Origin of the sequence: Amycolatopsis sp. CFH S0740 (assembly GCF_004522315.1) — a bacterium.
Classification (GTDB): Bacteria; Actinomycetota; Actinomycetes; order Mycobacteriales; family Pseudonocardiaceae; genus Amycolatopsis; species Amycolatopsis nivea.
Map to the genome: position 1 here is coordinate 41,083 of NZ_SDLS01000011.1, position 25,582 is coordinate 66,664.

The window sequence follows — 25,582 nt, forward strand, 5'->3', positions numbered from 1 at the left end:
GGGAGTGATCAGAGATGCAGCTTGAAACCCGTGTGACTCGCGACGAAGCCCAATCGTTCGTAGAAGCGGTGCGCTGCCGTCCTCGTTGTGTCCGAGGTGAGCTGGACCAGGTTGCAGCCGCGTCGTCGTGATTCGTCGATGGCCCACTGCACGAGTTGTGCGCCCATGCCCGAGCTGCGGTGATCGCGGTGCACGCGCGCGGCTTCGATTTGCCCGCGAAGTGCTCCGCGCCGCGCGAGACCGGGAATGATCGTCAGCTGAAGTGTGGCTACCGGTCGGTCGTTTGACGTTGCGACGACCAGTAGCTGATTTGGGTCTGCATCAATGGTTTTGAAAGCCTGCAGGTAGGGCTCGAGGTCGGCTGGCGAGTCGCGGGTTGCTCCCAGTTGGTCGTCCGCAAGCATCTGGACGATCGCTTCGACATCGTCGGCTCGAGCTCGTCTCACAGTGGTAGGAGGCACGGTAGTTCAGTATTCCAGTGGGTGAGCGTGGGATGGTCGACCGCTACGTGGTCTTGTAGCGGCGAATGCCGTCGACTTCTTCGGCCGTGAGCTTGTTCTGTGAGACCAGCAGATCCAGGTGTGCGCCGGTTTCCAGGACGGCGAGCATCTGATTGAAGGCGTCCATTTCGGACAGTTTGCGGCCGCGGCGGGTCCAGCCGAGGCGGTTGGCGGCTTCGAAAGCGGTGCTTGCCCCTGCTTCGATCTGGGCCGCCATCGTGTCGAGACGTTGCCGGTGGTGTTCGAGAAGTTCGTCGACGCGGGCATGCACGCTGTCGGTGACTGGGCCATGAGCCGGCAGCATTCGCCGGTCCGGCATGCCTCGAACGAGACGGAGGGAGTCGAGATAGTCGTTCAGCGGCAACTCAGCCGGAACTGGCTGGAAGCCGATCGACGGAGTGATGTGCGGGAGCACGTGGTCGCCGGAGAACAACAGGTTTGCTGCGCCGTCGACGAAAACCACATGTCCGTTGGTGTGCCCTGGGGTGTGGACTACGTCGAACTCACGGTCGGGCAGCACCGCTCGCCGGCCGGGCGTCAGCCATTCGTCCGGCTCTTCCCAAAGATTCGCCTCGGTGTGGCGAGGTTCCGAACCGAACAGCTTGCTGAGCGCGGTGATGACCTCTTGTCCGTCGCTGAGGCGAAGGAGATCGAGCTGGGCTTGCATGGGGAACTGGTTTGGGTTGGCGCTCGCGTCCAGTGAAGGCTGCTCGAGCTTGCCTAGGGCGATCCGGTTGCCGAACTCCCGCCGAAGCGCGACTGCCTGTGTGTAGTGGTCGCGGTGGACGTGGGTGATGAGGAACTCACGGACGTCGCCGAGTTCGGCGTCGATCGCCTTGAGTGCGTCGGCCAGCAACTGGCGAGATTCGGTGAGGGCCCATCCCGAGTCGACGAGCACGAGGTTCGCGCCGTCGGTGACGGCGTAGACGTTGACTGCGCGCAGGGCGTCGTTCGGGAGCGGCAAGGGGATCCGGTAGACGCCCGCGGCCACTTCGTAGACCCCGGGATCGGCCCAGTTCGAGTAACTGCCTTCGGGCAACGGCTCCACGGCGACCTCCGTCCAGGCGGGACCTCGGCGTCCCGGACTTTCCTTACATTGGGCCGTATTCCGGTCGCTGTCCACCTGGCGGGGCTGAGACACCGGTCACGTGATCAGCCGGATGGTGCGGTGAGCGCGAGGTCGATAGTCAACGTTGTCGCGATGAGCATGCTGGCCAGCGGCTCGGGGACCTGCTGCGGGATCTCTACGAGACAGGCGTTGCCGCTGAGCGGCGAAAGCTCCGGCGATGGAACTCCGACGTGGGCGACCTCTGCGCCGGCCGGGTCCTCGACCGTGACTTCCCAGCGTTGCCGGCCAGTGGCGATGACGGTGGCGATCGTCTTGCCTTCGGCGCGAAGGGTGAAACGGACGCGGCCTGCGTCGGTCGGGATGATTTCGCCGATTGGCGTTCCGTCCGCGCGGGTGACCACGAAGCGGGCCAACTGGTCCTTCGCGGGTTTCTCGACCTTGAGGACAGTGCTCTGGTTCGCGTCGCGGACCTCGAACATCCGGCCGATGTGCTGGCCGGATTTCCACAGATGCTGAATGACTCTGCGCAGAAAACTGGGCGTCATGACGGCTACGTCGCCGATGTGAAGGCCGTGGCGGTCGAACACGCCGTACTCCTGGCCGACGGTGGTCGGCTTCGGCTCCCGGCTGACGTAAAGGACCGGCTCGGTGAAGAGAGTGCGCTCAAAGGAGCGGCTTGAAGCCCGGCGGCCCGGTGCGCCGGGCATGCTGCCCCGTCGCGGCTCCCGGGCGGATGCGTCACCGGGTGTTTTGCCGGGCGGTGGCGGGGCGGAGCTGGTCATGACGATCCAGACTAACGCGGTGACCGCGAATTCGGTGCAGGCAAAGGGATATGCGGCGAATGTCCGGCTATTGCCGCGCGGCTGGGTGAAGCTTGTCCACAGGGGCGGTGCGGACAGCACCCGCACGTTCCGCGACAATCCGGCCTGTGACTGAACGACCTTGGCCCGCGGGCGCGGCAACGGGAATCGGGTCTATGCCGGGGACCGATCCCGTCGAGGCCGCTGCCGTGGTGTTCGGAGAGCTTCCCGGCTTCCCGTATGTGCCCGAATTGCCGGCTCGTGGCGTCGGTGCCGACCTGGTCGGCCGGACCGCGGCGTTGCTCGTCGACCTGGCGATCGAGGTTGTGCCGAGCGGTTACCGCGTGGCCGGGCGGCCCGGTCACGAGCATCGTCGCGGGCGTGACCTGCTCCAGTGGGACCTCGACGCCGTCCAAGCTGCCCGCGAGAACGCTGGCGCGCCGGCCGTTCTCAAGACCCAGATCGCTGGGCCGTGGACGCTCGGCGCGGGGATCGAGCTTGCCCGCGGACACCGGGTGCTCACTGACCGCGGGGCGTTACGGGACTTCACCGCGTCACTCCTCGACGGGCTTGCCCAGCATGTCGCGGAGCTGACCGCGAGGACTGATGCACCGGTGGTCGTGCAGCTCGACGAGCCGTCGTTGCCTGCTGTTCTTGCCGGAAAACTGTCGACTCCGTCGGGTTACGGCAACGTGCCGGCGGTGCCTGAGCCTGAGGTTCGGGAGCTGCTTGCGACGACGATCGAACGGATCGGCGCGTTGACTGGGCAGCCAGTCATCGTCCACTGCTGCGCTCCGCGGCCGCCGATCGCGCTCCTCCGTGCCGCGGGTGCCGGGGCCATCGCGTTGGACGTCAGCCTGCTTGCCGGGGCGTCCGCCGAGCTCCTGGACGAGATTGGCGAGGCTTGGGACAGCGGTATCTCGTTCTTCTTGGGCCTCGTACCGGCTACGGACCCGGTGACGGCTCCCGGCCTGAAGGACCTCGCTTCGCCGGCGCTCAAGCTCGTGGACCGGCTGGGGTTCAACCGTTCAATCCTGGCCGAGCGTGCGGTTCCGACGCCGGCGTGTGGGCTGGCCGGTGCCACGAACGAGTGGATGCGCCGCGCGCTCGCTCTTAGTAGCGACCTGGGCAAAGGGTTCGTGGAGCCACCCGAGAACTGGTGATTTCGCGGACGCGCCGCTGCCGTGACGCGTACCGTGGCTGGCGAAGAGAAGCAACCGGGGGAATTTCGAATCATGCGCTTGTTCCGTCGTCGCCGCTCGGAAGCCGACACCGAGGCCGCGCCGCCAGATCCCCGTACGCCATGGCCTGAGCAGCAGGTGCCGTCTGACGCCGTCGCCGAGGCGGCTGCGTTCTGGGAAGGGTGGTACGACCTCCTGCCCGAAGTCAGTGCTGCGCTGGGCGAAGGCGAGCCGCATCGGGTCGAGCACGATCTGTGCGTGCTGGTCGAGGCGCTGCACCCGCGGCTGCACTTCTCGCTCGAACGCGGCCGGACCGCCATCTACGCGTTGGTCGTGAGCGGGCAGGAAGACCCGGAGCTGCGCCCGTACACCGACGCGTGGAAAGCGGCTGGACCGCCGGACGACGCGATCTGGGAGTACCACGATTCGGTGCCTCCGGTCCCGGACCCGACAGAGGTGACGGTGAACCTGGGCGAGCATCGGATCTCGCTGGCCGATGTCCGGGTTGTCGCGCAGGTGGACGATGGCGTGGTCGACGTCGCAGTCCATCATCCGGCGTTCGCGGAGCTGGACGAGGCTGCCCGCACCACGATGACGTTCCTGCCGCTCGACGCGACGTTAGGCGAGCGTCTGGCCGCCGAGAGGCTCCGCCGGGTCGAGACCGCCGAGGCGGTGCCGGAGGGCACGATCGATCTGCTGGAGTTCCGGGAGCTGGTCCGCGGACTGACGGAGCGACCGGACGAAAGTGTCGGTGCCTCCGGCTAGGCTCACCACCTGTGAGCAGCACCGACCTTCCCCAAGACCAGGCGGCCGTGGAGGCCGCCCAGGACGTGACCGACGTACCGGCCGACGTGCGCGAGCGGCACGGCGCGCTCGCCGAGGAGATCCGCGGCCATCAGTTCCGGTACTACGTGCTGGATTCGCCGATCGTCTCCGACGGCCAGTTCGACGCGCTCCTCAGCGATCTCCAGGAGATCGAGGACGAGTACCCGGCGCTGGTCACGCCGGATTCGCCGACCCAGAACGTCGGCGGCACGTTCTCCACCGAGTTCGTCGCGCACGACCATCTCGAGCGCATGCTGAGCCTGGACAACGTGTTCGACACCGAGGAGTTCCTCACCTGGGTCGAACGGGTCGAGAAGGAAATCGGGTCCACGGAGTATTTGGCCGAGTTGAAGATCGACGGGCTCGCCATCAACCTGCTCTACGAAAACGGCAAGCTCACCAGGGGCCTTACCCGCGGCGACGGGCGTACGGGCGAGGACGTCACGCTCAACATTCGCACCCTCGATCAGGTACCGGACCAGCTCACCGGCACCGACGAGTTCCCAGTGCCGAAGCTCGTCGAAGTGCGCGGCGAGGTCTACTTCCGCGTCGAGGACTTCCTTGAGCTGAACGCGAAGATGGTCGAGGCGGGCAAGTTGCCGTACGCGAACCCGCGCAACACCGCTGCCGGGTCGCTGCGGCAGAAGGACCCGAAAATCACCCGCGAGCGCCGGCTGCGGCTGATCTGCCACGGTCTCGGCAAGCGCGATGGTTTCGAGCCGGTCACGCAGTCGCATGCTTACGACGCGTTGGCGGCGTGGGGGTTGCCGGTGTCGCCGCACACGCGAGTGCTGCGGACCGGCAAGGAACTCACCGATCACATCGCCTATTGGGGTGAACATCGGCACGACGCCGAGCACGAGATCGACGGCGTGGTGATCAAGGTCGATCAGGTCGCTTTGCAGCGCCGGCTCGGCACCACGTCGCGTGCGCCGCGGTGGGCGATCGCGTACAAGTATCCGCCGGAAGAGGCGATCACGACGCTGCTCGACATCCAGGTCGGGGTCGGGCGTACAGGTCGGGTCACCCCGTTCGCCGTCACCGAGCCGGTGAAAGTCGCGGGCTCGACGGTCGCGCGGGCGACGCTGCACAACCAAGAAGAGGTCAAGCGCAAGGGCGTGCTGATCGGCGACCGGATCGTGATCCGCAAGGCCGGCGACGTGATTCCCGAGGTGCTCGGTCCCGTCGTCGACGCGCGGACCGGTGACGAGCGCGAATTCGTCATGCCCACCGAATGTCCGGAATGCGGCACGGAACTCGCCTATCAAAAGGAAGGCGACAAGGACATCCGGTGTCCGAACACCCGGTTCTGTCCTGCGCAGCTGCGGGAACGGCTGTTCCATCTCGCCGGTCGCGGTGCGTTCGACATCGAGGTGCTCGGGTACGAGGCGGCAGTTGCGCTGCTCGACGCCAGGGTGGTCGCTGACGAGGGCGACGTATTCGACCTCACCGAGGAGGCGCTAGCCGAGGTGGAGTTGTTCCGCACCAAGGCAGGCGACCTGTCGGCGAACGCGCGGAAGCTTCTGGCGAACCTCGATTCGGCGAAGGACCGTCCGCTGTGGAAAGTGATCGTCGCGCTGTCGATCCGGCATGTCGGGCCGACCGCGGCGCAGGCGCTCGCGCGCGAATTCGGTTCGTTGCAACGGATCGAGGACGCGAGCGAGGAGGAACTCGCGGACGTCGACGGCGTCGGCCCGACCATCGCGCACGCCGTGCAGGAATGGTTCGAGGTCGACTGGCACCGGGAAATCGTCGAAAAATGGCGACGGGCCGGGGTTCGGATGGAGGAAGAGCGCGACGAGTCCATCCCGCGGAATCTCGAGGGCCTGTCGATCGTGGTGACCGGTTCGCTGGACGGGTTTTCCCGTGACGAGGCAAAGGAGGTCATCATGGCGCGCGGCGGCAAAGCGGCGGGATCGGTGTCGAAGAAGACGGCGTTCGTTGTGGTGGGCGAAGCTCCGGGGTCGAAGTACGACAAGGCTGTGCAGTTGAAGGTGCCGGTGCTGGACGAGAACGGGTTCCGCGCGCTGCTGGAGCGCGGCCCGGAGGCGGCTGCGGAACTGGCGCTCGACACGGGTGCGGACGAGGAAGCTGAGGGCGGCGATGAGTGAGGTGGAGATTCGTCCGGCGCGGCCGGAGGAGTTCGAGGCGCTCGGCGAGGTGACCGTCGAGGCTTACCGGATCGAGGGATTCTTCGACACGGACGCGGCGTACGAGGCGAAACTCCGTGACGTGTCGGGGCGAGCGGAGCACGCCGAGCTGCTGGTCGCGGTAGATCCGGACGGAGAGGTCTTGGGCTCGGTCGCGATCGTTCAGCCCGGGAGCAAGCTGTCCGAGATTTCCCAGCCGGGGGAGTTGGAGTTCCGCATGCTGGCGGTCGCGGAGGCGGCGCGCGGGCGAGGGGTCGGGGAGGCGCTCACCCAGGCGGTGCTGACCCGTGGCCGGGAACTCGGCGTCGACCGGGTCGTGCTGAGCAGCCTCGACGTGATGCGGAAGGCGCACCGGCTCTACGAGCGGCTTGGGTTCCGGCGCTTGCCCGCGCGGGACTGGCATCCGCATCCGGGCGTCAACTTGATCGCCTACGAATACGGCTTCTGACCTCTCGTTCTCGCTGGTCAGGGACTTTTGCCGTTTTTTGGCGAAAGCGTTGGACGGGGTTCGCCGCCGGTTTTCGCCGTTGAGTGGCGACGGTTTGGCGAACCCCGCCCGGGCTTCCGTCGGGTACTGGTGAGCGCTGTGGCGGTCCTGGCGGTGAGTGTCGGTCGGACGGGAATGGTCCAGGCTGTCGTTGACGGACGGGCTGTGCGTCGGCGCGCCTGTTTGGCGAGCTTCGACTGGGTACGCGTTGTAACGTCTGGATGTCTGGCTTCGACTCAAGCTGTCACGCGTGAAGTACCGACTCGTACCGAGGAAGCGTGAGCATGGCGAAATTCGTTCAAGCCGCAGTACCGGTCGTTGGCGTTGCCGCGTTTCTTGCTGTTGCGTGCAACGCGGCCCCACAACCTGGTGGCACCTCGACGACGACAGTCACGAGCGACACCGTGACCGCAACGGCGACCCAGTCCGCGACGGCGACCGTGAGCGCACCGATCAGCACTGCGCAGCCGGCGACGATCAAAGTCCCTGACGTGTCCGGGATGAATCATCAGGACGCGCAGGACGCTATGCAGGCGGCTGGGCTGTACAACCTGCGCGAGGTCGATTCGTCTGGGAAGAAGCGGATGATGATCATCGACCGGAACTGGTGCCAGACCGGGCAGGATCCCAAGCCTGGGACCGTGGTTTCTGCTGGCACAGTCGTCACCCTCTATGCCGACAAGTGCTGATCGCCGCTGTTTGGCGCAGCCGGGGAGCCGGTAGCCGTTTCACCTTTATGAGGGAGATTGTCTGCACTTGAGGACAGTCGACGGCGACTGAACTCCAGTGCAACGAAGGGCCGAGACAGGCTTGAATTTGTGCTGGCTACGACCTTTTACCGGCCGATTCGCCGATTATCGGCAACCAAGATCCGCCAGACGCTCCGCTCGGCCACCACCTTCAGGACATCTGACCCAATCCCTGGGTCACCCGTCCAGAACCACCGCGACGATCCCGGCGAAGTGCGCCAGCCGAGCGACCTCCGCGGCACGGAAGTTGGGCCCGCCCGGTCGCGCGACGAGCATCGCCTTCCCCGGCTTGCCCAGCGGAGTGGCGGCCAGTTCGGTGCCGAGTTCCTTCCACGTCTCCGGGACCCACGAATCCTCGCCGTCCAAAACCGTCGCACGTTCCAGCGGCAGCCACGGCAAGTCCGTGAACGGGTTCTCCGGCGCCGCGCTCGACGAAGCCAAGCGGCGAGGGCCCGATTCCGCGTGCTCGACGATCACCGCCCACCCGGCGCGGATGATCTTCGGCACACCTTCGGCGAGCAAATCCAACCCGGCCTTCGGCTGTGCGGCGATCTCCTCGACCAGTTCGAGCTCGCGATGGGTGTCGAGGATGCCCGCGTACGGCCGCACCGCGTCGACCTCGACGCCTTCCACGCTCTCGGCCGCGGTGATCAGCGCGTCCGGGAGCCTGCCCGACGGGAGTTCGACCACCAGGTCGTCGATCGCGAGGCCGCCGCCACGTTCCACCACGTCCACGCTCAGGATGTCGGCCCCGACCGTGCCGAGCGCGGTCGCGACCGCGCCGAGGGTGCCGGGGGAGTCCGGTAGCTGGACCCGGATCAGGAACGACACCACGCGCCCCTCTCGCCTCAGGCGTCCCAGCCCTGTCGTGGGACGCGCTTGCCGGGCGCCGATTGTGACAGACCGGGTACCCGCGGGGGCCCGCTGTCCGGCAAGCGGGACGCCCTGCCCGGCGCCCGCGGCCCGATAACCCGGTCGAACCGTCCGACGCCGTCACCATAGACTTGCAGCTTCCGAGAGCACCCGCACAGCACACCCCGGGAGTCACCCGCGTGCCCAACATTTCCCGAGACGAGGTCGCACACCTCGCGAGGCTGGCCAGGCTGGCCGTGACCGACGACGAGCTGGACGTTTTCGCCGGCCAGCTCGACCAGATCCTGGACTCGGTCGCGAAGGTCAGCGAAGTCGCCGAGGAAGACGTCCCGCCGACCTCGCACGCCGTGCCGCTGACGAACGTCTTCCGCGAGGACACCGTCCGGCCCAGTCTCGAGCAGCAGGACGCGCTGGCCGCCGCGCCGGCCGCCGAGGACGGCCGGTTCCGGGTGCCGCGGATCCTGGGAGAAGAACAGTGAGCGAACTCGTCAAGCTGACCGCCGCCGAACTGGCGGCGAAGATCCACGCGCGCGAGGTGTCCGCCGTCGAGGTCGCGCAGGCGCACCTGGACCGGATCGCCGCGGTGGACGACCACGTGCACGCGTTCCTGCACGTCGACACGGAAGGCGCGCTCGGCGCGGCCAAGGCCGTCGACGAGCAGCTGGCCGCGGGAGAGCAGCCGGCGTCGCCGCTGGCGGGCGTCCCGCTGGCGCTGAAGGACGTGCTGACCACGAAGGGCGTCCCGACGACCTGCGGGTCCCGCACGCTCGAGGGATGGCTGCCGCCGTACGACGCGACCGTCACGCGCAAGCTGCGCGAAGCGGGCGTCGTGATCCTCGGCAAGACGAACATGGACGAGTTCGCGATGGGCTCCTCCACGGAGAACTCGGCGTACGGCCCGACGCACAACCCGTGGGACCACGCGCGCATCCCGGGTGGTTCGGGCGGTGGCTCCTCCGCGGCGATCTCGGCGTTCGAGGCGGCTCTCGCGATCGGCACGGACACCGGCGGCTCGATCCGCCAGCCCGGCGCTGTCACCGGCACTGTGGGCGTGAAGCCGACGTACGGCGGAGTGTCGCGCTACGGGCTCGTGGCGTTCTCGTCTTCGCTTGACCAGGCCGGGCCGTGCGCGCGTACGGTGCTTGACGCCGCGCTGCTGCACGAAGCGATCGCTGGTTACGACCCGATGGACTCGACGTCCATCAACGCACCGGTGCCGCCGGTTGTCGCCGCGGCGCGCGAAGGCGCGAAGGGCGACCTGTCCGGCGTACGCGTCGGCGTCGTGAAGGAGTTCGGCGGCGACGGCTACCAGGCAGGCGTGCTGCGCTCGTTCCAGGCTGCCGTGGAGCAGCTTCGCGCTCTCGGCGCCGAAGTGGTCGAGGTGTCGTGCCCGCACTTCACGTACGCGCTGCCTGCGTACTACCTGATCGCGCCGAGCGAAGCGTCGTCGAACCTCGCGCGCTTCGACGCGATGCGGTACGGCCTGCGCGTCTCGGACGACGGCGAACACAGCGCCGAAGAAGTGATGTCGCTGACCCGCGAGAAGGGCTTCGGCGCTGAAGTGAAGCGTCGCATCATGCTCGGCACGTACGCGCTTTCGTCGGGCTACTACGACGCGTACTACGGCTCCGCGCAGAAGGTGCGCACGCTCATCACGCGCGACTTCACGCAGGCCTTCGAGAAGGTCGACGTGCTCGTGTCGCCGACGACGCCGACCACGGCGTTCAAGCTCGGCGAGCGCGTGGACGACCCGATGGCGATGTACCTCGCCGACCTGTGCACCATCCCGTCGAACCTCGCGGGCAACGCCGCCATGAGCGTCCCGAGCGGACTGTCCGACGAGGACGGGCTGCCGGTCGGCCTGCAGATCATGGCCCCGGCGCTCGCCGACGACCGGCTGTACCGCGTCGGCGCCGCGTACGAGGCCGCGCGCGACGCCGCTGCCGGCGGCTCGCTCGTGCACCAGGCTCCGGAGCTGGGAGGAACGAAGTGACTGCCGTGGCCGAGTTGATGGACTACGCCGAGGTCATCGAGCGGTTCGACCCCGTGCTCGGGCTCGAGGTCCACGTGGAGCTCAGCACGAACACGAAGATGTTCTGCGGCTGCGTCAACGAGTTCGGCGGCGAGCCGAACACCAAGACGTGCCCGACCTGCCTCGGCCTGCCCGGTTCGCTGCCTGCGGTGAACGGCAAGGCGGTCGAGGGCGCGATCCGGATCGGTCTCGCGCTCAACTGCGAGATCGCGGAGTGGTGCCGGTTCGCCCGGAAGAACTACTTCTACCCGGACATGCCGAAGAACTTCCAGACGTCGCAGTACGACGAGCCGATCGCGTTCGACGGCTACCTCGACGTGACGCTGGACGACGGCGAGGTCGTGCGCGTCGAGATCGAGCGCGCGCACATGGAGGAGGACACCGGCAAGTCGCTGCACATCGGCGGCGCGACCGGCCGGATCCACGGTGCCGAGCACTCGCTGCTCGACTACAACCGCGCCGGCGTGCCGCTGATCGAGATCGTCACCAAGCCGATCACCGGCACCGGCGAGCGGGCGCCCGAGGTGGCGCGCGCGTACGTCACCGCGCTGCGCGATCTGCTGCGAGCGCTCGACGTGTCCGACGTCCGCATGGACCAGGGCTCGCTGCGCTGCGACGCGAACGTGTCGCTGATGGCCAAGGACGCGACGGAATTCGGCACGCGCACCGAGACGAAGAACGTCAACTCGCTGCGCAGTGTCGAGCGCGCGGTGCGGTACGAGATGACGCGCCAGGCGGCGATTCTCGCCGAAGGCGGGTCGATCCGGCAGGAGACGCGGCACTTCCAGGAGGCCGACGGCACCACGTCGTCCGGGCGCGCCAAGGAAACCGCGGAGGACTACCGGTACTTCCCGGAGCCCGACCTCGTGCCGATCGCGCCGTCGCGCGAGTGGGTCGAGGAGCTGCGCGCGACGCTGCCGGAGATGCCGTGGGAGCGGCGCAAGCGGATCCAGGAAGAGTGGAAGCTCTCCGACGAGGCGCTGCGCGACCTGCTGAACGTCGGTGCCGTGGACCTCGTCGCGGCGACGGTCGAAGCCGGTGCGACGCCGGACGAGGCGCGCGGCTGGTGGGTCAACACGCTGGCGCAGGAAGCGAACACGCGCGAGGTCGAGCTTGCCGAACTGGCGATCACGCCGGCGCAGGTCGCCGAGGTGATCGGGCTCGTGTCCTCCGGGGAGCTGACGAACAAGCTCGCCAAGGAGGTCGTGCAGGGCGTTCTCGCGGGCGAGGGTTCGCCGCGCGAGGTCGTCGAGAAGCGCGGCCTGAAGGTCGTTTCCGACGATTCGGCGCTGCTCACCGCGGTCGACGAAGCTCTGGCCGCGCAGCCGGACATCGCCGACAAGATCCGCGGCGGCAAGGTCGCCGCGGCAGGCGCGATCGTCGGCGCGGTCATGAAGGCGACCAAGGGCCAGGCCGACGCCAAGCGGGTGCGCGAGCTGATCATCGAGCGCGTCGGTTCCTGAGTGGCTTTTTCGCTTCGACGCGTCACCTGGCGCGAGTGGCTCGGCCTGGCGGCAGGGCTGCTCGCGGCCGGGTCGACAGCCCTGCCCTGGACTGTGTTGTCGGCGGACACCGCGACGTCCGATGTCCGCGAGGCGTTCAAGACGTTGCCGCACAGCGACGTCGTGCGCACGGCGTGGAATTCGGATCTTTTCTCGTGGGGTCCGCCGTTGCTCCTGGCCGTGGTCGGCCTTGGAGTGGTCCTGTTCGGGCAGGTCACGAAGGCACGAGTGAGCGGGCTGCCGCAGTTGTGGCTGGTGGGCGGCCTGGCGACGGTTTTGCTGATGGTGATCGGCTGGACGACGCTGGACTGGGTGTTCGACAGCGATCAACGGGCGTTCCTGGACGCTGCGGGCGTGTCGATCTCGGGCGGGGTCGGGCGGTATCTCGGGATGGCATTCGCGGTCGGGTCGGTCGTGGTGGCGATCGTGGACATCCGGGCGGCTCGGGCGGAGAGCCGGGCTTCCCGTCGTCGCCGCTGAACGGCGACGCGGGCTGGTTCTGGCTGGGCTTCCGGCAGATTCGCCGCTCAGTGGCGACGGGGTTGGTTTCTCGTCGGCTGGCTTCGGGGGATTCGCCGCTGGCTGGCGACGGGTGCTCGGATCGGGAGTCGACGCTTAGCGGATGGGGCGTTGAGCGGCGACGCATGCTCAGCCGGGAAGCGGGTTGGTGGATTCGCCGTTGAGCGGCGACTCTGGCAGGGCTTCGCGTCGGCCTGTGAGCGGCGGGCCACGGCAAGCGGGCGGCTCGAGTGGAAACAGAATGTCGCGCGACCGGGTCAGCTGTCGCCACTAAATGGCTAACCGCAGGTCAGCTGGCCTATCGAACACCGGGAAAGGCTCTACCCGGCGCCTCCGGCGTCAGTCCTTGCCGGGACCGCCACCCGTGTCGCTCATCACGATCAGGACCACGCGGTCGTCGCTGGAGACCGGTTTGCCGCCGTCCTTGTTGACGGTTCCGGCGACGGCCAGCTGAGGGTTGATCATGCTCATGGCGGAGAGCCGGCCGTACGTCGTGGCGGCCTTGCTTTTGCCGTCGAGGGTGACCGTCGGCTTGCCGGTGACCGCGCCGTCCTTGTTGACCGGCACGTTCTGCATGCCGGTGGACGACGCGATGCCGAGGATACCGTTCGCGTCGACGAAATCGACGCAGCCGCCGAGAGTGGGCTTGTCCTGCCAGGTCCACGCGGGTGTGCTGAGGGGCTGGCCGGGCTGGAGGCGGTACACGGCGTCCGGGCCGTTGGCCGGGTGATCCGTCACCCACGTGCGCTTCCCGTCGGACGAACGGCAGATGCCGCCGGGAGAGTGCAGGCCGGCTGCGTAGACGGCTGACCCGGACGTGGGATTGCCAGTCGCCGGCTTCCCGGACACGTCGATGCGCAGGACCTTGCCTGCCAGGGAATTCGGGTCCGCAGCTGCGGCTGGGTTGCCGGCGTCGCCGGTCGCGACGAGCAGTGCGCCGCTTCCGTCGCTGGCCAGCGCGCCGCGGTTGCCGGTCGGGCCCTTCGGGATTCCGGTCAGCACTGGCTTCGGGGCCTGGCCCTTGGCGAAGCGCACGACTCGGTTGTCCGACGCCGTGGTGACGTACGCGAAGACCAGCTGATCCTCGACATAACTCGGCGACAGCGCCAGGCTGGTGAGCCCTCCGTCGCCGTCGGCCTGGACGTCCAGTTGCGCGAACGACGTCGCGTCATGTCCGGAGCTGGCCAGCATCACCCGGCCGGTTTTCCGTTCACCGGCGAGAGCGGCGGGTGCGGAACCTTCGCCGGGAAGTCCGGCGACGGCGGCGACTGTGTCCAGGCAGGTGGCGATGACGGCCTTGTCGAAGTCCTTGCAGCCCTGCGGAGGCGGAACCGGCGAGGGCGGCGCTTGCGCGGGGCCGTTTCGGGGACCGCTGCCGGGGCCGTCGCCGTGCTCCTGGACGTGCGGCGGCGATTCCGGGCTCGGCACCGGCGCGGGGGTGAACGTCTGGCCGGCGGCGGTGTCGTCGAACCGGGCGCAGCCGGAAAGCACGAGGCCGCCGCAGGCGAGGAGGGCCAGCGGCGCCGACCACCGGAACCGGGTACGCATGATGCCCCAGCCTAGGTGGCGCGGCGTGAGCCACTGGTAAGTGGTTACCGTGGTGATCATGACAGTCACCGTGCTGGTCCCGGACGACGAGGGCGTCGCCGTGCTGTCCGAAATCCCCCTCGTCCACGCGGTTCGCTACGAATGGGGCCGCCCGTTGCCGCCGGAGGCTGCGAAAGCCGAGGTGCTCGTCCCGGCCATGGATTCGGCGGGCGACGACATCTGGAGCGATCTGCCGAACCTCAAGCTGGTCCAGCTCCTGACCGCCGGCGCGGAAGACTGGGTCGGCCGCGTCCCGGACGGCGTGCTGTTGTCCACCTGCCGCGGCGCGCACGGCGGCAGCATGGCGGAGTGGGTCGTCGGCGTCCTGTTGTCGATGTATCGGAACCTGGACGTTTACGCGGAGGCGCAGCGGGCTGGGCGTTGGGAGCAGTTGCCGTCGGACACTCTGCAGGGCCAGCGCGTATTGATCGTCGGGGCTGGGGACGTCGGACGGCAGTTGCGGCGGCGGTTGGAGCCGTTCGACGTCCGCTGCACGATGGTCGGGATGTCGGCGCGTGAGGGCGTGCACGGTGTCGATGAGTTACCGGAACTGCTGCCGCACCACGATGTGGTGGTCATGATGGTCCCCCTCACGTCGCGGACGCGGGGCATGGTCGACGCTGATTTCCTCGCGGCGATGCGGGACGGCGCGGTGTTGGTCAATGCTGCTCAAGGGCCTGTTGTGGTTACCGACGCGCTCGCGGCGGAGCTGGTGGCGGGAAGGCTTCGCGCCGCGCTCGACGTGACCGATCCCGAGCCATTGCCGGACGGCCATCCACTGTGGACGGCACCCGGTTTCGTGCTGACGCCGCACGTCGCCGGAGCAGTACGGGGCGTCCGGCGGCGCGCTTATTTGGTGGCTGCCGCGGAAATCGCCCGGTACGCTGGCGGAGAGCTACCTGGCAATCTCGTGCGCGGCGAATACTGATCATTTCCCGGATGTCGGCATGGCACTCAGGGTGAACCCTGAAAGAGCCCCTGACCTCGGCGTGCTCGCTCGCGGGCCACGGCTGAATCCCCTAATCTTCGCCGCGTGACCACTCAAGGGGACGACTACCAGACCAGCGTGCTGTCCGGTGTCGAGGACTCTGCCGGCAACGACTACGACGAACCGCGGCAGGGCGGTCTCGGCTTCGGCCTGCTCGTCCTGCGCCTGGGGCTCGGCGTGATCATGGGTGCGCACGGCCTGCAGCATCTGTTCGGCGCTTTCGGCGGACCGGGCGTCGGCGGGTTCGCGCACGTGCTCGAGATGTTCGGGTACCACAAACAGACGACGCTGCTGTCCTGGATCACCGGCATCACCGAGGTCGCGGGCAGTGCGCTGCTGATCGTCGGCCTCTTCACCCCGCTCGCCGCGGCGGGGCTGCTGGGTGTGGCCGCGAACATCGTCTACGCGAAGTTCCACGGCGGCTTCTTCGAGGGTGCCGGTCAGGGCTGGGAGTACGAGCTGCTCCTGGGCCTGTGTGCGCTGACGCTGATCTTCACCGGCGCGGGCACCATCTCGCTGGAGCGGAACACGCCGTGGCGGAAACGGCCGTTGCCGCTTGGGTTCATCTCGTTGCTGCTGGCGGCGGCTGCGTCTGTGGTGGTCATCGTTCTGACTCGCTGACCCGGCCGGGGCCTGCGTCGCTGAGTGCGCGGAGGTCGTCGGAGGCAACGGTGGGGTTGGTGGGCTCGGGTCGTTGGCCAGGCCGTTCAGGCGTTGTTGCCGTTTAGTGGCGAATGCCTGGTCGGGGCCGCAATCCGAGGCTCGCTGGACTGGCTCGTGGGTGGCGGCTGCAGATGTGGGTGCCGCGGCCGGAGGTTGGCGCGGGTGGGCGATCCGTGGCCGTTGAGTGGCGAATCGTGCCGCTCGGGGGGCCTTGGGCTGGCGAGAGCGAGTGTTCGCCGTTTGGTGGCGAATGTTGCGGCCTGGCGACTCGGGCAGGCCGGAGCGACTGCTCGCCGTTGAGTGGCGATTCGCGTTGACCCCGGGGTGGGTTGGGCTGGTCAGGGGAGCGGTCGCCGTTGAGTGGCGAATGGGGCGGGCCGGGACTCGGGCTAGCCGCGGTGACAGTTGGCCGTTCAGCGGCGAATTGTGTCGGCCGGGGAACGTCGGCGGCGCAAATCGGGATTGCAGTGGTGGAAGCCGACTGGCCGAGATACGGAAAGGGGCCCGCGCACCACGCGCGGGCCCCTTCCGGCAAAGCGAACAGCAGGATCAGCGGTTCGGGTCCCGGACCGCACCGGTGTCGGCAGACGTGGCCATCCGGGCATAGGCCCGCAGCGCCGAGGTGATCGGGCGTTCCCGGTCCTTCGGCTGCCACGGACGTTCCGAAGCCTCCATCTTCGCCCGCCGTTCGGCCAGGACTTCCGGTTCGACCAGCAGCTCGAGCCGGCGCTCGTGGACGTCCAGGACGATCTGGTCGCCGTTCTCCACCAAGCCGATCAGGCCGCCCGCGGCAGCTTCCGGCGAGATGTGCCCGACCGAGATGCCCGAGGAGCCGCCGGAGAAGCGGCCGTCGGTGATCAGGGCGCATTTCTTGCCGAGGCCGGATCCCTTGAGGAACGCCGTCGGGTGCAGCATTTCCTGCATGCCGGGACCGCCCGCCGGGCCCTCGTAGCGGATGACCAGCACTTCGCCCGGCTGGATCTCCTTCTTGAGGATCGCCGACACGGCTTCCTCCTGGCTCTCCAGCACCCGCGCCGGGCCCTGGAAGTGCCACAGTTCTTCGTCGATGCCCGCGGACTTGATCACGGCGCCGTTCTCGGCCAGGTTGCCGCGCAGGATCGCGAGGCCGCCGTCCTTCGTGTAGGCGTGTTCGACGTCGCGGATGCAGCCGCCAGCGGCGTCGGTGTCCAGCGACGACCAGCGGTTTTCCGTCGAGAACGCCTGCGTGGTCCGGACCCCGCCCGGGGCAGCGTGGAACAGCTCCAGCGCCTTCTCCGACGGAGACTCGGCGCGGATGTCCCACTCGTTCAGCCACGTCGCGATGTCCGGCGCGTGGACCGCGTGCACGCCGGTGTTCAGCAGGCCGCCGCGGTACAGCTCGCCCAGGATGGCGGGGATTCCGCCGGCCCGGTGGACGTCTTCCATGTGGTAGTCGGAGTTCGGTGCGACCTTCGACAGGCACGGCACCCGCCGTCCGATGGCGTCGATGTCGCTGATCGTGAAGTCGACCTCGCCCTCCTGCGCGGCGGCGAGGATGTGCAGCACGGTGTTCGTCGACCCGCCCATGGCCATGTCGAGCGCCATCGCGTTCTCGAACGCCTCCTTCGTGGCGATCGAACGCGGAAGTGCCGACTCGTCATCGGAGCCGTACCAGCGCTTGCACAGCTCGACCACCGTGCGTCCGGCGTTGGAGAACAGTTCGCGGCGAGCCGCGTGCGTCGCGAGCGTGGAACCGTTGCCCGGCAACGACAAGCCCAGCGCTTCGGTGAGGCAGTTCATCGAGTTCGCGGTGAACATGCCGGAGCAGGAACCGCAGGTCGGACAGGCGGAGCGCTCGACCTCGGAGAGGCCGGCCTCGTCGACCGCCGAGTTCGCGGAGGCCGCGATGGTGGTGATCAGGTCGGTCGGGGCGTGCGCGACGCCTTCGACGACCACTGCCTTGCCGGCTTCCATCGGACCGCCGGAGACGAACACGGTCGGGATGTTGAGCCGCATCGCGGCGTTGAGCATGCCCGGCGTGATCTTGTCGCAGTTGGAGATGCACACCAGCGCGTCGGCCTGATGCGCGTTGACCATGTACTCCACCGAGTCGGCGATGATCTCGCGCGAGGGCAGCGAGTAGAGCATGCCCGAGTGGCCCATCGCGATGCCGTCGTCGACCGCGATCGTATGGAACTCGCGCGCGATGCCGCCTGCTTCGGCGACCGCCTCGGCGACGATCTCGCCGAGGTCCTTGAGGTGCACGTGGCCGGGCACGAACTGGGTGTAGGAGTTGGCGATCGCGACGATCGGCTTGCCGAAATCGCTGTCGGTCATTCCGGTCGCACGCCAGAGCGAGCGTGCGCCCGCCGCGTTGCGACCGTGGGTGGTGGTCCGGGAACGGAGGTGCGGCACGGCATTCTCCCAGGTCAGAAGGCTGAACCAGGCGGAGGGGAACTACGGCTCCGCAAACTGGTCCTACCAATTCTACTCGGCGGGTTTGCCGCTTCCGCCGCCGGTCCGTTCCGCGTCGGCGGAAGGCTCCGGTTCAGCGGGCCCGGGGGAGGACTCGGGAGAGGGCTCCGGTGCGGGTTCCTCAGCAGCGTCCGGCGCGGTCTCGGCGGCGGCCGGTTTGCGACCGGTGAGCTCCTCGTCGCTCAGCACGCCGGACGGGTCCTGGATCTTGCCCTCGCTCACCAGCGCCAGTACCGGAAGGTGCCGCGTCCGCACCGTGGGAAGACTGACCTGCGTGTCGTCGCCGAGGACCGCGCGCACGCGGGCCTTGTTCGTGATCGCCAGGCCCTTGAGCGACGACCACGGCAGGTCGCGCTTGCCGAAGACGGTCCGGATGTGCAGTCCTTCGCGGGTCGCGACGGTGCGCGTGCGCGCGACGAACACGAGCAGCGCGAGCGGGAAGACGTACAGCCACTGGAATCCGCCGATCTCGCCCAGTGCGATCGGTGTCACACAGACGGTCAGCAGACCGATCGCGAGATACGCCGTGGTCGGGATCCGGAACACGGCCTTCCGGCCCTCGTCCGCACGCTGGTCCTGCTGTTTCTTGGCCACGCAGGAATGGTGCACCGACGCCGGGAGTGACCTGCGTCCGGGTCGCGCGGGAGCAGTACTGGCCGTCCACGATGCGGAACCGCCGTCCCGTAGAGTTGACACTCGCCCGGGCGCGCGACTAACGTCGGGGCCGTGATTACGCAGACCGGTCTCGTACTTCCCCAGCGCGCCGACGCTTAGGAAGAGTCCTCTGCGTCGACGCGCGACCCTCGTGCGACCTTACGGTCGGCGAGGGTTTTTTGTTGCGTGAAACCGGTTCCCCGACCGGAAGTACGGCCCAGACAACCCGAACGAGTGACACCGAGAACCCACGAGGCAGAACCGATGACCAGTGCCACGTCGCGCAGCGACGCGAAGCCCGGGCCGACCGCGCCCGGTGTCCCAGGAGCACGTCCGAAGCCCGCCCCGCCGGCGGGTACGCCGGTGCGCGTCACCGGCGCGCAGTCGCTTGTCCGCTCGCTCGAGGCGGTCGGCGCGGAGGTCGTGTTCGGCATTCCGGGTGGCACCATCCTTCCCGCCTACGACCCGTTGCTCGACTCGACGAAGGTCCGGCACGTCCTCGTCCGCCACGAGCAGGGTGCCGGGCACGCCGCCACCGGGTACGCCCAGGCGACCGGCAAGGTCGGCGTCTGCATGGCCACCTCGGGTCCGGGAGCCACGAACCTCGTCACCCCGCTGGCCGACGCCAACATGGACTCGGTCCCGGTCGTCGCCATCACCGGGCAGCAGTCGCGCGCCCTGATCGGCACCGACGCGTTCCAGGAAGCCGACATCTGCGGCATCACCATGCCGATCACCAAGCACAACTTCCTCGTCACCGACCCGGCGGAGATCCCGCGGGCGATCGCCGAGGCGTTCCACCTGGCCGCGACCGGACGCCCGGGCCCGGTGCTGGTGGACATCCCCAAGGACGTGCTGCAGGAGATGACCTCGTTCTCCTGGCCGCCCGAACTGCGGCTGCCCGGCTACCGCCCGACGCTGCGTCCGCACGGCAAGCAGGTCCGCGAGGCCGCGAAGCTGATCGCGCAGGCCCAGCGGCCGGTGCTGTACGTCGGCGGCGGCGTGATCAAGGCCGAGGCGTCCGAGCAGTTGCGCGAACTCGCCGAGCTGACCGGCATCCCGGTCGCCACCACGCTGATGGCGCGCGGCGCGTTCCCGGACTCGCACCGCCAGCACGTCGGCATGCCTGGCATGCACGGGTCCGTCGCCGCGGTCGCTTCGATGCAGCGCGCTGACCTGCTGGTCGCGCTCGGCGCCCGGTTCGACGACCGGGTCACCGGACAGCTGTCGTCGTTCGCGCCGGACGCGAAGATCGTCCACGCGGACATCGACCCGGCCGAGATCTCCAAGAACCGCAAGGCGGACGTGCCGATCGTCGGCGACTGCAAGGAGATCATCGGCGAGCTGATCGAAGCGGTGAAGACCGAGTTCGACCGAGCCCGTCCGGACCTGAGCGACTGGTGGACGCAGGTCGACTCGTGGCGCGAGGACTACCCGGCGGGCTACGAATGGCCCGACGACGGTTCGCTGTCCCCGCAGTACGTCATCGAGCGGATCGGCGAGCTGGTCGGCCCGGACGCGGTGTACGCCGCGGGCGTCGGGCAGCACCAGATGTGGGCCGCGCAGTTCGTGAAGTACGAGAAGCCGCGCACCTGGATCAACTCCGGCGGCCTCGGCACCATGGGCTTCGCCGTTCCGGCCGCGATGGGCGCGCAGTTCGGCCTCCCGGACACGCAGGTGTGGGCGATCGACGGCGACGGCTGCTTCCAGATGACCAACCAGGAACTCGCCACGTGCGCCATCGAGGGCGCGCCGATCAAGGTCGCCGTGATCAACAACGGCAACCTCGGCATGGTCCGCCAGTGGCAGAACCTGTTCTACTCCGAGCGGTACTCCAACACCGACCTCGGCACGCACAAGCACCGCATCCCGGACTTCACGCTGCTGGCCGAGGCGCTCGGCTGTGCGGGCCTGCGCTGCGAGGCCAAGGAAGACGTCGACGCGACGATCCGGCGCGCGATGGAAATCAACGACCGCCCCGTCGTGATCGATTTCGTCGTGGGGAAGGATGCCCAGGTGTGGCCGATGGTCGCCGCGGGCACCGGGAACGACGAGATCATGGCCGTCCGCGGCATCCGGCCGCTGTTCGACGACGACGAGGTTTCGCAGGAAGCCGCCGAGGCCGCGGCCGCGGAGGGAGAACAAGCATGACTGTCCACACGCTGAGCGTGCTGGTCGAGAACAAGCCCGGTGTGCTCGCCCGGGTCTCGGGACTGTTCTCCCGCCGCGGCTTCAACATCGAGTCCCTTGCTGTCGGGCCCACGGAGAACCCCGAGGTGTCCCGGATGACGATCGTGGTCGCCGTTGAGGAGCTACCGCTCGAACAGGTGACCAAGCAGCTCAACAAGCTGGTGAACGTGATCAAGATCGTCGAGCTGGAAACTGGCAGCGCGGTGCAGCGCGAACTGCTGCTCGTGAAGGTCAGGGCCGACGCCACCGTGCGCAGCCAGGTCCTCGAGACCGTCCAGCTCTTCCGCGCCAAGGTGGTGGACGTCTCGCCGGAGGCGCTCACCGTCGAGGCGACCGGGACGTCGGACAAGATCGGCGCGCTGCTGCGGATGCTGGAGCCGTACGGCATTCGCGAACTCGTCCAGTCCGGCATGGTCGCGGTGGGCCGCGGGGCCCGCTCGATCACCGCCGCTTCTCCCCGCTGAACCTCAGATTTCGTGTAAGTACGGAAGGAAGTAGTACCCCCCATGGCAGTGGAAATCTTCTACGACGACGACGCCGACCTGTCGATCATCCAGGGTCGCAAGGTCGCCGTGATCGGCTACGGCAGCCAGGGCCACGCGCACTCGCTCAGCCTGCGCGACTCGGGCGTCGACGTCCGGATCGGCCTTCAGGAGGGGTCCAAGTCCCGGGCGAAGGCCGAGGAGCAGGGCCTGCGCGTGCTGTCGGTCGCCGAGGCGGCCGCCGAGGCCGACGTGATCATGATCCTCGCGCCGGACACGAAGCAGCGCTTCATCTACGAAGAGCACATCGCGCCGAACCTCAAGGACGGCGACGCGCTCTTCTTCGGCCACGGCTTCAACATCCGGTACGAGCTGATCAAGCCGCCGGCGAACGTCGACGTCGCGATGGTCGCCCCGAAGGGCCCGGGCCACCTGGTCCGCCGCCAGTTCGTGGACGGCAAGGGCGTGCCCTGCCTGATCGCGGTCGAGCAGGACGCTTCGGGCAACGCCCAGGCGCTCGCGCTCTCCTACGCCGCGGCGATCGGCGGCGCGCGGGCCGGCGTCATCAAGACGACCTTCACCGAGGAGACCGAGACCGACCTCTTCGGCGAGCAGGCCGTGCTGTGCGGCGGCGCGTCCGCGCTGGTGCAGACCGGTTTCGAGGTGCTCACCGAGGCGGGCTACGCCCCGGAGATCGCGTACTTCGAGGTGCTGCACGAGCTGAAGCTGATCGTCGACCTCATGTACGAGGGCGGCATCGCGCGCCAGCGCTACTCCATCTCCGACACCGCCGAGTACGGCGACCTCACCCGCGGCCCGCGCGTCATCTCGCCGGCCGTCAAGGAGGAGATGAAGAAGATCCTGGGCGAGATCCAGGACGGCACCTTCGCCCGCGAGTGGGTCGCCGAGGACGAGGCCGGCCGGCCGAACTTCACGAAGCTCGAGGAGCAGGGCAACCAGCACCCGATCGAGAAGACCGGCAAGAAGCTCCGCGACCTCATGTCGTGGGTGGACCGGCCGATCACCGAGACCGCCTGACGGTTTTTCTTGGCAGGAGGCCCCTGCCGTCCGTTCGCCGGACGGCAGGGGCCTCTTTTCGTTCCAAGGCGTTGCCGCTGAATGGCGGATACGCTGTGCCGATGAGACGCCCGACCGACGACAAGGCGCACATCCGGCACGAACTCGACCTCACCGGCGTCACCTGGATCCGCGCCGAACCGGCGGGCGCGACCCTGGAGCATTGTGCGGAGTACGCGTTCGTCCCGCACTCGGACGGGGTGACCTACGTGGCCATCCGGCAGCCGACCGACCCGGACGGTGCGGTGCTCGTGTTCACGCCTTCGGAATGGGACGCGTTCACGCGCGGGGTCCGGGACGGCGAGTTCGAGCTGCCGGAGTCGTAGGGTTTTTCGCGGCCCTTTCTGACTGGGAAACCGGCCTGGCTGCTTGTGGGCGGCTGTTGCCGTTTAGTGGCGAATCTGTGGTCAGCGGCGTGATTGCCCAGGTCAGAGGTTTGAGCGCGGCTGCGCAGTCGGGGCTGGTAGTCCGGATCAGACGGCTCCGAGCGTCGCGATGAGTTCGATGACCTGGTAGGCCGTCGGGAAGTCCGGTGCCCGGTAGCGGAGGGTGCGGCCGTCGGCGAGTTCCATGCCCGGCACCAGCAGCGCGTGTTCGGTCATCCGGGGCCGGTGCACCTGGACTTCAAGGTCGACCGGGCCGTCGAAACGCAGCGGGCGGACGTCCTCCCGGCCGGCCAGCGCTTCGGGTACCGCGTGCTCGATTTGGTCGCCCGCCTCGTCGGGATGCAGCATCGCGGCCGCGCCCGCACCCAGCGCGCGTTTGACCACCACGGAGTGAATGCCCGGGGCGACTTCGGCCGCCTCAGCCGCCACGGTGTCATCGCCGCTGGCCAGCACCGGCGGCGCGCCGTAGCGCGCCGCGAGCGCGGTGTTCAGACCGATTTCGCCCAACGAACGGCCATTGCAACGGACGTCCGCGATGGTCCCGCCGGAGATGGTGTGCGCCATGACCGAGCGGGGCGTGCCGGCCTTGCCGTGGTAGCCGATGAACAGGACCGCGTCCGTATTCTCGGCCAATCCCGCCATCATCCCGCCAGGCTTGGGCGTGCCGCGGAGCAATTCGGCACGTCGGTCCAGCAGTTCGGGCAGAAGGTTCCGGAAGCTCGCGTGCGCCTCGGTGACCTGGACGTGCGCGGCTGCGTCATACGCGAATACGCCGCGGACGGCTGCGTTGGCCTCCGCGGTGAGCAGCTTGCGGTTGCGCTCGTATTCGCTGTGCCCGGGAATGACCTCTTCGCCGTGGACCACTCCGGCGATTCCCTCCATGTCGACCGAGACGAGCACCCGCATCTCCATCACGCCCTTCTTGGCGACACATGGCCAGGAATGCCACCTTATCGAGCGATTCTGTCTGCGGGTTGCGATCGGCCGCCTCGCGTCTGCGGGATTTCTCGGGTCTCCGGACGTTCGGTCGATCGCGGGTTTCGCCGATTCGCGGCTACTCGGATCTCGCCGGACCAGATTCGTGTCCCGTCGGATTCGCCACTGGGAGGCCAATGCTGCAGCGGCCGGTGCGGTGCGCGCGGGCTGGCCCTCAGGACGGCAGGAAGATCGCCGCCGCTGCGTCGGCAAGTGCGTCGGGACTTGGCGAGTCCGCTTCGGTCTGGGCCAGGTGCAGCAGCCCGAGAATGGCCGCGTAAGCGACTCTCGCCCGGTGTGCCGCCTGATCCGGCGGGAAGTCGAGTTCGAGATACGTGCTGGTCAGAAGGTTGAGCCGGGCTTGGTTGACGCGGCCGACCGCGTCCTTGACCCGCGGGTCGTTGCGATCGCCGAGCAGGCTCAGGTGTACCGACGGGGCCAACGGCTGGACGGCGCGCACGACGGCGGTGAGCAGTTCGCGCAGCCGTTGCCGCGGATCGGCGATTGCGGCGTACTCGGCGAGCCCCGCTTCGCCGTGGTTTCGCCCCCAATCGGCGAGAGCCGCGGTGATCAGCTCGTCCCGGTTGCGGAAGTGCGCGTAGAAACTGCCCTTGGTCACGCCGAGCGTCCGCGCGAGCGGTTCGACTCCGACCGCGGCCAGTCCGCCGTCCGCGATCGCCTTCAGCGCGGCCCGCGTCCAGTCCTGGGCGGACAGCCGGGGCGAATCGTTCACCATGCGCGGAGGATACGCCACCGTATTGACGGCCCTGTCCACGCTGGATACGGTGGCGTATCCATACGTAACCGTATTCATACGCTGCCGTACTGAGGGGCGAAGAGATGGCACACGCGAAGGTTCGCCGAGTGGTCACCGGGCACGACTCCGACGGCAAGGCCCGGGTGGTCGCCGACGGCACCGTCGAGCCGATCACCACCGGCTTGATGCCGGGCTGCGCGATCTACCGGCTGTGGGGCCGGGACGAGCGACCGGTATTTCCCGACAACGGCTCGCCAGGTCAGGCCGAGACGTATTACCCGCCGCGGGACGGTTCGCGGTTCATGATCAACACGATCGCGCCCGGCGAACTGACCCCGGCGCCAGATCTCGACGTGACGGCAGCCTGGGAAGAACTGGAGCGACAGGCACCGGGCGCGGCCGCCGCAATGGAGCCGGACGCACCGGGCATGCACACCACCGACACCCTCGATTACGTCCTGGTCGTCTCCGGCGAGGTCACGTTGGAGCTGGACGACGGGGAGCAGACGGTCTTGCGGACAGGCGATGTCGTCGTCCAAAACGGCACGCGGCACGCCTGGCGAAACCACGGTGCCGAACCGTGCACCATCGTCGGCGTCGCTGTCGGTGCAGATCGGGCCTAGGCCGGATTCGCCACTGAGCGGCGACAGTTCCTTTTGCCCGCCGCGTTTGACATTGACAT

25 protein-coding genes are annotated in these 25,582 nt (G+C 68.3%); 16 read left to right on the top strand and 9 right to left on the bottom strand.

The genetic code is table 11. The features are described 5' to 3' along the window. Window positions 1-8: 8 nt before the first annotated feature. The 3 genes from EIZ45_RS20020 to EIZ45_RS20030 form a co-directional block, all read right to left on the bottom strand. A complete protein-coding gene (locus EIZ45_RS20020; protein ID WP_051728874.1) occupies window positions 9-404 on the bottom strand; it encodes a GNAT family N-acetyltransferase in 396 nt (131 codons plus the stop codon). A gap of 100 nt (window positions 405-504) precedes the next feature. Beyond that, window positions 505-1,548: an MBL fold metallo-hydrolase gene (locus EIZ45_RS20025; RefSeq protein ID WP_037811804.1), complete on the bottom strand. Its 1,044-nt coding sequence runs from the start codon at window positions 1,546-1,548 to the stop codon at window positions 505-507. 104 nt (window positions 1,549-1,652) lie between these two features. Beyond that, window positions 1,653-2,477 (bottom strand): hypothetical protein, encoded by an 825-nt coding sequence (locus EIZ45_RS20030; RefSeq protein WP_238607920.1) that lies wholly within the window; start codon window positions 2,475-2,477, stop codon window positions 1,653-1,655. Window positions 2,478-2,497: 20 nt separating this feature from the next. On the opposite strand from EIZ45_RS20030, the gene EIZ45_RS20035 reads away from it, so the two are divergent. The 5 genes from EIZ45_RS20035 (at window position 2,498) to EIZ45_RS20055 (ending at window position 7,701) form a co-directional block, all read left to right on the top strand. After that, window positions 2,498-3,532, top strand: coding sequence for a methionine synthase (locus EIZ45_RS20035; protein WP_037811800.1), 1,035 nt, complete (start codon window positions 2,498-2,500; stop codon window positions 3,530-3,532). 72 nt (window positions 3,533-3,604) lie between these two features. Beyond that, the gene (locus EIZ45_RS20040; RefSeq protein WP_134665608.1) at window positions 3,605-4,315 is read left to right on the top strand and encodes a hypothetical protein; all 711 of its coding nucleotides are present in this window, start codon (window positions 3,605-3,607) and stop codon (window positions 4,313-4,315) included. Between the two features lie 11 nt (window positions 4,316-4,326). Continuing rightward, the gene (ligA, locus tag EIZ45_RS20045) at window positions 4,327-6,486 is read left to right on the top strand and encodes an NAD-dependent DNA ligase LigA (protein WP_037811796.1); all 2,160 of its coding nucleotides are present in this window, start codon (window positions 4,327-4,329) and stop codon (window positions 6,484-6,486) included. Then, the gene (locus tag EIZ45_RS20050; RefSeq protein WP_037811794.1) at window positions 6,479-6,973 is read left to right on the top strand and encodes a GNAT family N-acetyltransferase; all 495 of its coding nucleotides are present in this window, start codon (window positions 6,479-6,481) and stop codon (window positions 6,971-6,973) included. Before ligA ends, EIZ45_RS20050 begins: the two co-directional genes overlap by 8 nt. 323 nt (window positions 6,974-7,296) lie before the next feature. Beyond that, window positions 7,297-7,701: a PASTA domain-containing protein gene (locus EIZ45_RS20055; protein ID WP_134665606.1), complete on the top strand. Its 405-nt coding sequence runs from the start codon at window positions 7,297-7,299 to the stop codon at window positions 7,699-7,701. 237 nt (window positions 7,702-7,938) lie between these two features. Here the strand turns inward: EIZ45_RS20055 and EIZ45_RS20060 are convergent, their stop codons facing one another. After that, window positions 7,939-8,592, bottom strand: coding sequence for an amino acid-binding protein (locus EIZ45_RS20060; RefSeq protein WP_037716711.1), 654 nt, complete (start codon window positions 8,590-8,592; stop codon window positions 7,939-7,941). A 221-nt stretch (window positions 8,593-8,813) separates the two neighbouring features. Between EIZ45_RS20060 and gatC the strand changes: the two genes are divergently transcribed. Genes gatC through EIZ45_RS20080 form a run of 4 tightly spaced genes read left to right on the top strand, consistent with a single transcriptional unit; the run spans window position 8,814 to window position 12,648 of the window. After that, a complete protein-coding gene (gene gatC, locus EIZ45_RS20065; protein ID WP_037811790.1) occupies window positions 8,814-9,113 on the top strand; it encodes an Asp-tRNA(Asn)/Glu-tRNA(Gln) amidotransferase subunit GatC in 300 nt (99 codons plus the stop codon). Then, the gene (gene gatA / locus EIZ45_RS20070; RefSeq protein ID WP_134665604.1) at window positions 9,110-10,627 is read left to right on the top strand and encodes an Asp-tRNA(Asn)/Glu-tRNA(Gln) amidotransferase subunit GatA; all 1,518 of its coding nucleotides are present in this window, start codon (window positions 9,110-9,112) and stop codon (window positions 10,625-10,627) included. Before gatC ends, gatA begins: the two co-directional genes overlap by 4 nt. Then, the gene (gene gatB, locus EIZ45_RS20075) at window positions 10,624-12,129 is read left to right on the top strand and encodes an Asp-tRNA(Asn)/Glu-tRNA(Gln) amidotransferase subunit GatB (protein ID WP_037811785.1); all 1,506 of its coding nucleotides are present in this window, start codon (window positions 10,624-10,626) and stop codon (window positions 12,127-12,129) included. Before gatA ends, gatB begins: the two co-directional genes overlap by 4 nt. Next, window positions 12,130-12,648, top strand: a complete 519-nt coding sequence (locus tag EIZ45_RS20080) for a hypothetical protein (protein WP_134665601.1) — start codon at window positions 12,130-12,132, stop codon at window positions 12,646-12,648. 378 nt (window positions 12,649-13,026) lie between these two features. On the opposite strand, the gene EIZ45_RS20085 is transcribed toward EIZ45_RS20080, so the two are convergent. Further along, a complete protein-coding gene (locus EIZ45_RS20085; protein WP_134665680.1) occupies window positions 13,027-14,235 on the bottom strand; it encodes a sorbosone dehydrogenase family protein in 1,209 nt (402 codons plus the stop codon). 58 nt (window positions 14,236-14,293) lie between these two features. Between EIZ45_RS20085 and EIZ45_RS20090 the strand changes: the two genes are divergently transcribed. Together EIZ45_RS20090 and EIZ45_RS20095 are read left to right on the top strand one after the other, a co-directional pair. Next, window positions 14,294-15,202, top strand: a complete 909-nt coding sequence (locus EIZ45_RS20090; protein WP_037811781.1) for a 2-hydroxyacid dehydrogenase — start codon at window positions 14,294-14,296, stop codon at window positions 15,200-15,202. Between the two features lie 105 nt (window positions 15,203-15,307). Beyond that, window positions 15,308-15,883, top strand: coding sequence for a DoxX family membrane protein (locus EIZ45_RS20095; protein ID WP_134665599.1), 576 nt, complete (start codon window positions 15,308-15,310; stop codon window positions 15,881-15,883). Between the two features lie 591 nt (window positions 15,884-16,474). Here EIZ45_RS20095 and ilvD read toward each other — a convergent pair. Together ilvD and EIZ45_RS20105 are read right to left on the bottom strand one after the other, a co-directional pair. Next, window positions 16,475-18,319: a dihydroxy-acid dehydratase gene (gene ilvD, locus EIZ45_RS20100; RefSeq protein ID WP_134665597.1), complete on the bottom strand. Its 1,845-nt coding sequence runs from the start codon at window positions 18,317-18,319 to the stop codon at window positions 16,475-16,477. Between the two features lie 72 nt (window positions 18,320-18,391). After that, window positions 18,392-18,973, bottom strand: coding sequence for a PH domain-containing protein (locus EIZ45_RS20105; protein WP_134665595.1), 582 nt, complete (start codon window positions 18,971-18,973; stop codon window positions 18,392-18,394). Window positions 18,974-19,297: 324 nt separating this feature from the next. Here EIZ45_RS20105 and EIZ45_RS20110 point away from each other — a divergent pair, with 324 nt between their 5' ends. The 4 genes from EIZ45_RS20110 (at window position 19,298) to EIZ45_RS20125 (ending at window position 23,108) form a co-directional block, all read left to right on the top strand. Further along, window positions 19,298-21,184, top strand: a complete 1,887-nt coding sequence (locus tag EIZ45_RS20110; protein WP_167756505.1) for an acetolactate synthase large subunit — start codon at window positions 19,298-19,300, stop codon at window positions 21,182-21,184. Continuing rightward, on the top strand, window positions 21,181-21,687 hold the full coding sequence (ilvN, locus tag EIZ45_RS20115) for an acetolactate synthase small subunit (protein WP_037811774.1): 507 nt from the start codon (window positions 21,181-21,183) through the stop codon (window positions 21,685-21,687). The genes EIZ45_RS20110 and ilvN overlap by 4 nt, the downstream gene beginning before the upstream one ends. Before the next feature lie 42 nt (window positions 21,688-21,729). Beyond that, window positions 21,730-22,743, top strand: coding sequence for a ketol-acid reductoisomerase (gene ilvC / locus EIZ45_RS20120; RefSeq protein ID WP_037811773.1), 1,014 nt, complete (start codon window positions 21,730-21,732; stop codon window positions 22,741-22,743). 101 nt (window positions 22,744-22,844) lie between these two features. Next, window positions 22,845-23,108, top strand: coding sequence for a DUF397 domain-containing protein (locus tag EIZ45_RS20125; RefSeq protein WP_134665593.1), 264 nt, complete (start codon window positions 22,845-22,847; stop codon window positions 23,106-23,108). A gap of 147 nt (window positions 23,109-23,255) precedes the next feature. On the opposite strand, the gene EIZ45_RS20130 is transcribed toward EIZ45_RS20125, so the two are convergent. Both EIZ45_RS20130 and EIZ45_RS20135 read right to left on the bottom strand, forming a co-directional pair. Further along, a complete protein-coding gene (locus tag EIZ45_RS20130; protein ID WP_205670070.1) occupies window positions 23,256-24,080 on the bottom strand; it encodes a M55 family metallopeptidase in 825 nt (274 codons plus the stop codon). A 238-nt stretch (window positions 24,081-24,318) separates the two neighbouring features. Continuing rightward, window positions 24,319-24,879 (bottom strand): TetR/AcrR family transcriptional regulator, encoded by a 561-nt coding sequence (locus EIZ45_RS20135; protein ID WP_205670069.1) that lies wholly within the window; start codon window positions 24,877-24,879, stop codon window positions 24,319-24,321. A 104-nt stretch (window positions 24,880-24,983) separates the two neighbouring features. Here EIZ45_RS20135 and EIZ45_RS20140 point away from each other — a divergent pair, with 104 nt between their 5' ends. Further along, window positions 24,984-25,523 carry a cupin domain-containing protein gene (locus EIZ45_RS20140; protein WP_134665588.1) on the top strand — a complete coding sequence of 180 codons (540 nt, stop codon included), beginning with the start codon at window positions 24,984-24,986 and terminating at the stop codon, window positions 25,521-25,523. Window positions 25,524-25,582: the final 59 nt, after the last annotated feature.